The sequence below is a fragment of the Campylobacter concisus genome, from assembly GCF_902460895.1.
Classification (GTDB): Bacteria; Campylobacterota; Campylobacteria; order Campylobacterales; family Campylobacteraceae; genus Campylobacter_A; species Campylobacter_A concisus_BC.
Genome location: NZ_CABPVL010000013.1, coordinates 9226 through 14826, shown reverse-complemented (window position 1 = coordinate 14826; position 5601 = coordinate 9226). Strand labels below are relative to the sequence as shown.

Here is a 5601-nt window from a genome sequence, read left to right as displayed (position 1 = left end):
TAATCATTGGAATTTTTAAGAGACTGTCCCACTTTAGTAACTAAGTGTTCCACTCTTAAAGGAAATTTTAAAGAAAGGGAAAGAACAAAAGCATCACTGCTAATGCCTAAAATAGTGCGTTTTGGTGTCACGGGGGAGACTTGAACTCCCGACCTCCGGCTTATGAGGGTTTAAAATAAACCTTATGTAAGCACCAAAAAGACGGCACACAGCCAGTTTCACACTAGGTATCTGCTACATTTTGCTACAAAGTTATATTGCATAGGTAACAAAGATGCAATATCTAGTCAAACGAAATGGCATATACTACTTTAGAGTAGCCATTCCACTATATTTGAGGCCTTATTTTGGTAATAAAACCGAATACATAACCTCCTTCCTCACAAAACGCTTTGATACAGCAAAAAATCGTGCTAAGATCTACTCTATAATTTTTAACGCGATCAAAAAGGCATGGAAGATGAATTTGAGCAGCGAACTTATAGAGCACTTGGTACTTATGCTTTTAAAAGCCAAGGAGGCCAAAAGTATCAAAGAGCATGATATGCTTGGCAGATATATAAATTTAGATGGACTACTATCACTAAATTTGTTTTTAAAACAGAGTTTAAAAGAAGATAGCTTGCCCAGTGTGATATCAAAAGAGGTTGATGATATCTGCAAAAAGCTATCTTGCGCCGATCCTCAGACCAAAAAGTTTCTTGGTAAAAGAGTGCTTGAGGCAACGATAGATAACATAAATCACATATCATATAAGATGTGCAAAAATCAAAAGCTACTAAATGATAAGCAACAGACATTTGTACCACTTGGTAAAAAGCATAAGAGTGCAAATTTAGATGATGGCACCAAAGACGAGATAGCAAAATGCGTTAAAGATAGTAACTTGCATAGCTATCAAGACGACATAGAGACTTTAAAAAGGCATAATTTGGTGCTGCCTTTCACTAAAAAGTCCTTAAAACACTCTGTTTGTGAGCTAAGAGATGCTATAAATGAGCTAGCTAAACAAAAGGGTGCACTCACACAAAACGATATCCTAAGAATATTTGGTTGTGAGCTATCACCAGATGGAGACAATGAGCTAAGTGATGATCTAAAATTTGGATATGGAAATTTAAATGATCCTAGCTTTGGTGGTCAGGTAAAGCTATATAAGGCAGATAAATATGAAGATAAGGGCATAGTTTTAAGTGACATTGAGGCTAAAGACCTTGCGATAGATGATACAAGTGATGCTAGTGGCATGACTTTCAATGAAGCTATAAATTTCTTCCAAAAGCTCTTCTCAAGTAGAGCTAAAAGCTTTAAATCGCAGCTAGACTCAACTGCTAAAAACGAAAGCAAAGCTGACATCGTCACGCTAAAGAGCGCATTTGAAAACTATGTATCAAACACAAGCATTTCAAACAACTGGAGTGATAGCACATTTGGTCTTGTTAGACATGTAGGACGGCTAATGTCTATGAAATTTGGCGACGAGCTAGACATCAAAAAGATAAAAAGAGATGACTTACTAAATTTTAGAAATGTTTTACTACAACTACCAACCAAGCTCTCTCAAAATAGTCTCTATAAAGATAAGAGCATAGATGAGATCATAGCTTTAGCAAAAGATAGACCAAAAATTTCTAAATCAACCATTAAGAAGTATATTGTTAGAGTTAGTGAGTTTTTTAAATACTGCTACGATAGCGACTATATAGATAAGAACCCAGCGGTGGATCTACAAATAGATTTAAACCAAGATGACGTTACAAATAAAAATCCTTATGAAGATAGTGACGTAAACGCACTTTTGGATATTGTTAGTAAGATTAGATCAAGTGGTGATACCAAAAGTCAAAGAATTAGCAAAGATGAGCTATTTTTCGTTACTCATATAGCAGCTTATTCTGGCATGAGACTAAATGAGATAATACAGCTAAACACAGATGATATAGTTGAAAAATATAACATAGTATGCTTTAGTTTAAATACAAAAATAGATGTAAAAACTGGTAAGAGCAAGACTTTAAAGACTAGAAACTCTGCAAGGATTGTTCCTATACACTCTAAGTTAAGTAGAATTGGGCTGTTTGAATTTATAGAGAGTAAAAAGAAGCTAGCTAGGAAATGTGGTAAAGCAGTTAGGCTATTTAGCTGTGATAATAAAGACTTCTCTGAATATTTTAGAAAAAAGATCAATACTAAAGTTATAAAAGATGGTGATAAAACAAGAACATTTCACTCATTTAGGCACACTTTTATAAACAAGCTCATCCAAAGTGGCCAAAGGGTTGAGCATATAGCTGCCCTGGTAGGACATGAACAACAATATAAAATCACTATGAATACTTATGGGGAGCCAGTAACTCCTAAAATTCTAAAGGATCTAGTTGAAGAGGTAAAATTTAATCAAGGAGGGGAAGGGTGAGTACTTTTTATTGTAAATGTATATAGCCATTTACAATAAAGAAGCGTTTAGGCTTTTAAGATCAACTATATTTGTAGTCTATTACATACCCTTTTATGATATAATTGTATTACATTACATAATAAAGGGATAATATGCTAGATCAACTTTTTTTAAAGAGCAATGACCTTATAAGGTTAAACAACCATAAATTTAAAAGATACTTTATAGACTCCAAGGACTTATCTCATAGACTTATCGTTATCCTGGGACAAAGAGGAATAGGTAAAACAACTACACTAGCTCAGCTAGCTAGTAAAAACAAAGATAGTCTTTACCTAAGCTTAGATGATATAGAGATATCAAACGATATAACCTCGATTATAAGAGAGTTTGTATTAAATGGCGGAAAAAATCTATATCTGGATGAAATTCATAAGAGTAAGGATATATCTGCTGTATTAAAATTTGCCTATGATAATTTTAAAGATCTAAACATAGTAGCTACAGGCTCGTCTGCTCTTGAAGTGCTAAAAAGCTCCCATGATCTAAGTAGAAGAGCGATAGTATACAAGATGAGTGGAATGAGCTTTAGGGAGTATGCAGGGCTAAGGTATGGTATAAATTTAGAAGCTATTGAGCTTGAAAATTTACTTGCAAACCATCAGGAAATAGCTGTTAATATCAATAACGTCTTAAAGCAAAAAGATCTAGCAGTTATTAAACTTTTTAGAGAATATCTAAAGGCGGGTTACTACCCATACTATAATGATATGCCAAATGATACCGCCTTTTATCAGACTCTAAGGCAAAGCATAGAATCTACGATAGATAGCGATCTTTTAAGCATATATCCAAATTTAAACGGCAATACGGCAAGAAAACTAAAGATTTTAACTCATGCTATAAGCACAAACGTCCCATACCAGCCAAACTACTCAAGCCTAAAATCGCTTGTTGATATAAGAGACGATAGAACCCTAAAAGAGTATCTTGCTATGCTTGATAGTGCTGGGCTTATAAGGCTTTTAATGAAAAACGAGCTTGCTATAAAAAATATGGATAAGGCAGATAAAATTTACCTTGAAAATACAAATTTAATGTATATAAATAGCCCTGATATAGGAAATGTGAGAGAGACATTTTTTGCCAATCAGCTTGGAAATATCACTGAAATTTACTCTGGCAAAAATGGTGACTTTATAGTGGATGATAAATTCACCTTTGAAATAGGTGGAGCCAAAAAGAGCTTTGAACAGATAAAAGATATGCCAAATTCATTTATAGCAGCAGATGATATCGAAGTTGGGGTCGGTAATAAGATCCCATTATGGTTGTTTGGGTTTTTGTATTAATAATTTAAAACTAGGAGTATGCTGTGTTTGAATATAAAATACCAAAAGAAGATGGTGGGTTTGATCTAAAATCAACAGAAAGTAATAGTGTAATAATTATAGGTGCCAATGGTTCTGGCAAAAGCAGACTTGGAGCATGGATGGAGCAGCAGGATCTAGATAAAATTCACAGAATAGGTGGTCAAAGAAAATTAAATTTTCATGAGGAGGTCCCTTTAAAAAGTGAAAAGGCTTCGGTTAATGGTTTCATGTATGCACGTGAAGATGCATCCGATAGCTACTCGTTGAATAAAAATTTTCGTTGGTCGGATGGTAAAGAATATGTGACAAAACTTATTGATGATTTTGATTATGTATTATCTGCTTTATTGGCCAATAAAAATACTACCAATTCAAAGTTTGTCGAAAACTGTAAAAAGGCTGAATGCGAAGGTAAAGAAAAGCCAAATGTTCCACTTAATTCGCTAGATAAACTAAAGTCTATTTGGAGTGCCATTTTTCCGCATAGAGCCATTATAGAAGAGGATAGCAAGTTTTATGCTATTTGCAATTGCAATGGTGAAAGATATTCTGCAACGCAGATGAGCGATGGTGAACGTTCGGTACTTTATTTGGCGGCACAGGTTTTATGCATACCTGAAAATAAAACTATAATAATAGATGAGCCAGAGTTACACTTGCATGGTTCAATAATGAATAAGCTTTGGAGTGAGTTAGAAAAAATTAGAAACGATTGTTTGTTTATATACATAACTCATGACACAAAATTTGCAGCCAATCACTCAGGATCAGACATTGTCTGGGTAAAAGAATATAATAGTGGGATGTGGAAATATGAGTACGTAAATGACGATATATTTCCAGAGGATATGCTTTTTGATATATTAGGAAGCAGAAAAAGAATAATTTTTGTAGAAGGAAATGGTAATAGTTTAGACGCGCGTTTATACGCATTAATCTACAATAATCATAAAATAATACCTTGCGGATGTTGTGAAAAGGTTATTGAATACACAAAAGCTTTTAATGCCATAAAGAATATGCACAATAATGAGGCGTTTGGTTTGATAGATAGAGATTTTAGGTCAGAATACGAGATATCTAAATATAAAAAAGATAATGTATTTGCAATAGAAGTTGCGGAAGTTGAGAATTTATTTATAGTGAAAGAGCTTATAGAGTTTATGTCAAACAAAATGGCATATGATAAATTTGACTTTCTAGAATTAGAAAGACAAATTAGAGATAGATTTTTAAAACAAAAACAGCAACAGATCAATAATGCAGTGATTTCGGAATTAAAATTTCAACTATCAATGCTAGAAATATGTGATTTGCAAACAATATACGAAGACATACGTACAAAAATTAAAATAGATGATATACAAAAAGAAAAATTAACAATATATGATAATGCTAAAGACTATGTAGAAATATTAAAAATTTTCAATGAAAAAGGAATTGTAGAAAGCGTAGGGCATTATTTCAATTTAAAAAATAAAGAATACTGCAATCAAGTGTTGCGCTTCCTGGAGAGAGAAGATAAAAATACGGTAGTTAAAATTTTTTCTAACTATTTGCCAAGAGATATTGATTTAAGTTGATCTTTCATTACGGTCTTTTTCGCATCTCGCAAGCAAGATTGCTTTATTGTAGAAAAGTAAGGCTTGATAAATTTTGCTTTTACTAATACTAATAAGCATATCAAATAAACTCACAAATATGAGATTATTCTATTACAGTCCTAAATATCTAAGGATTGTAATATAAGTATTTGAAATAAGCCCGTAGATAATGACAGAAAAAGAAGTATATCTAAAGTTTCATAGTGGCTTTAATAAACCGACAGAT

General features: G+C 33.0%; 3 protein-coding genes. All 3 read left to right on the top strand.

Going from position 1 to position 5601, the window contains the following annotated elements; genetic code table 11:
* The first annotated feature begins 274 nt into the window (after positions 1 to 274).
* The 3 genes from F3G98_RS10000 to F3G98_RS09990 all read left to right on the top strand — a co-directional run bounded on the left by F3G98_RS10000 (position 275) and on the right by F3G98_RS09990 (position 5354).
* Complete coding sequence (locus tag F3G98_RS10000) at positions 275 to 2416, top strand: site-specific integrase (protein WP_103608021.1); 2142 nt, start codon at positions 275 to 277, stop codon at positions 2414 to 2416.
* A gap of 134 nt (positions 2417 to 2550) precedes the next feature.
* Positions 2551 to 3750 (top strand): ATP-binding protein, encoded by a 1200-nt coding sequence (locus F3G98_RS09995; RefSeq protein WP_103608022.1) that lies wholly within the window; start codon positions 2551 to 2553, stop codon positions 3748 to 3750.
* Positions 3751 to 3773: 23 nt separating this feature from the next.
* A complete protein-coding gene (locus F3G98_RS09990) occupies positions 3774 to 5354 on the top strand; it encodes a DUF4435 domain-containing protein (RefSeq protein WP_103608023.1) in 1581 nt (526 codons plus the stop codon).
* Positions 5355 to 5601 lie beyond the last annotated feature (247 nt).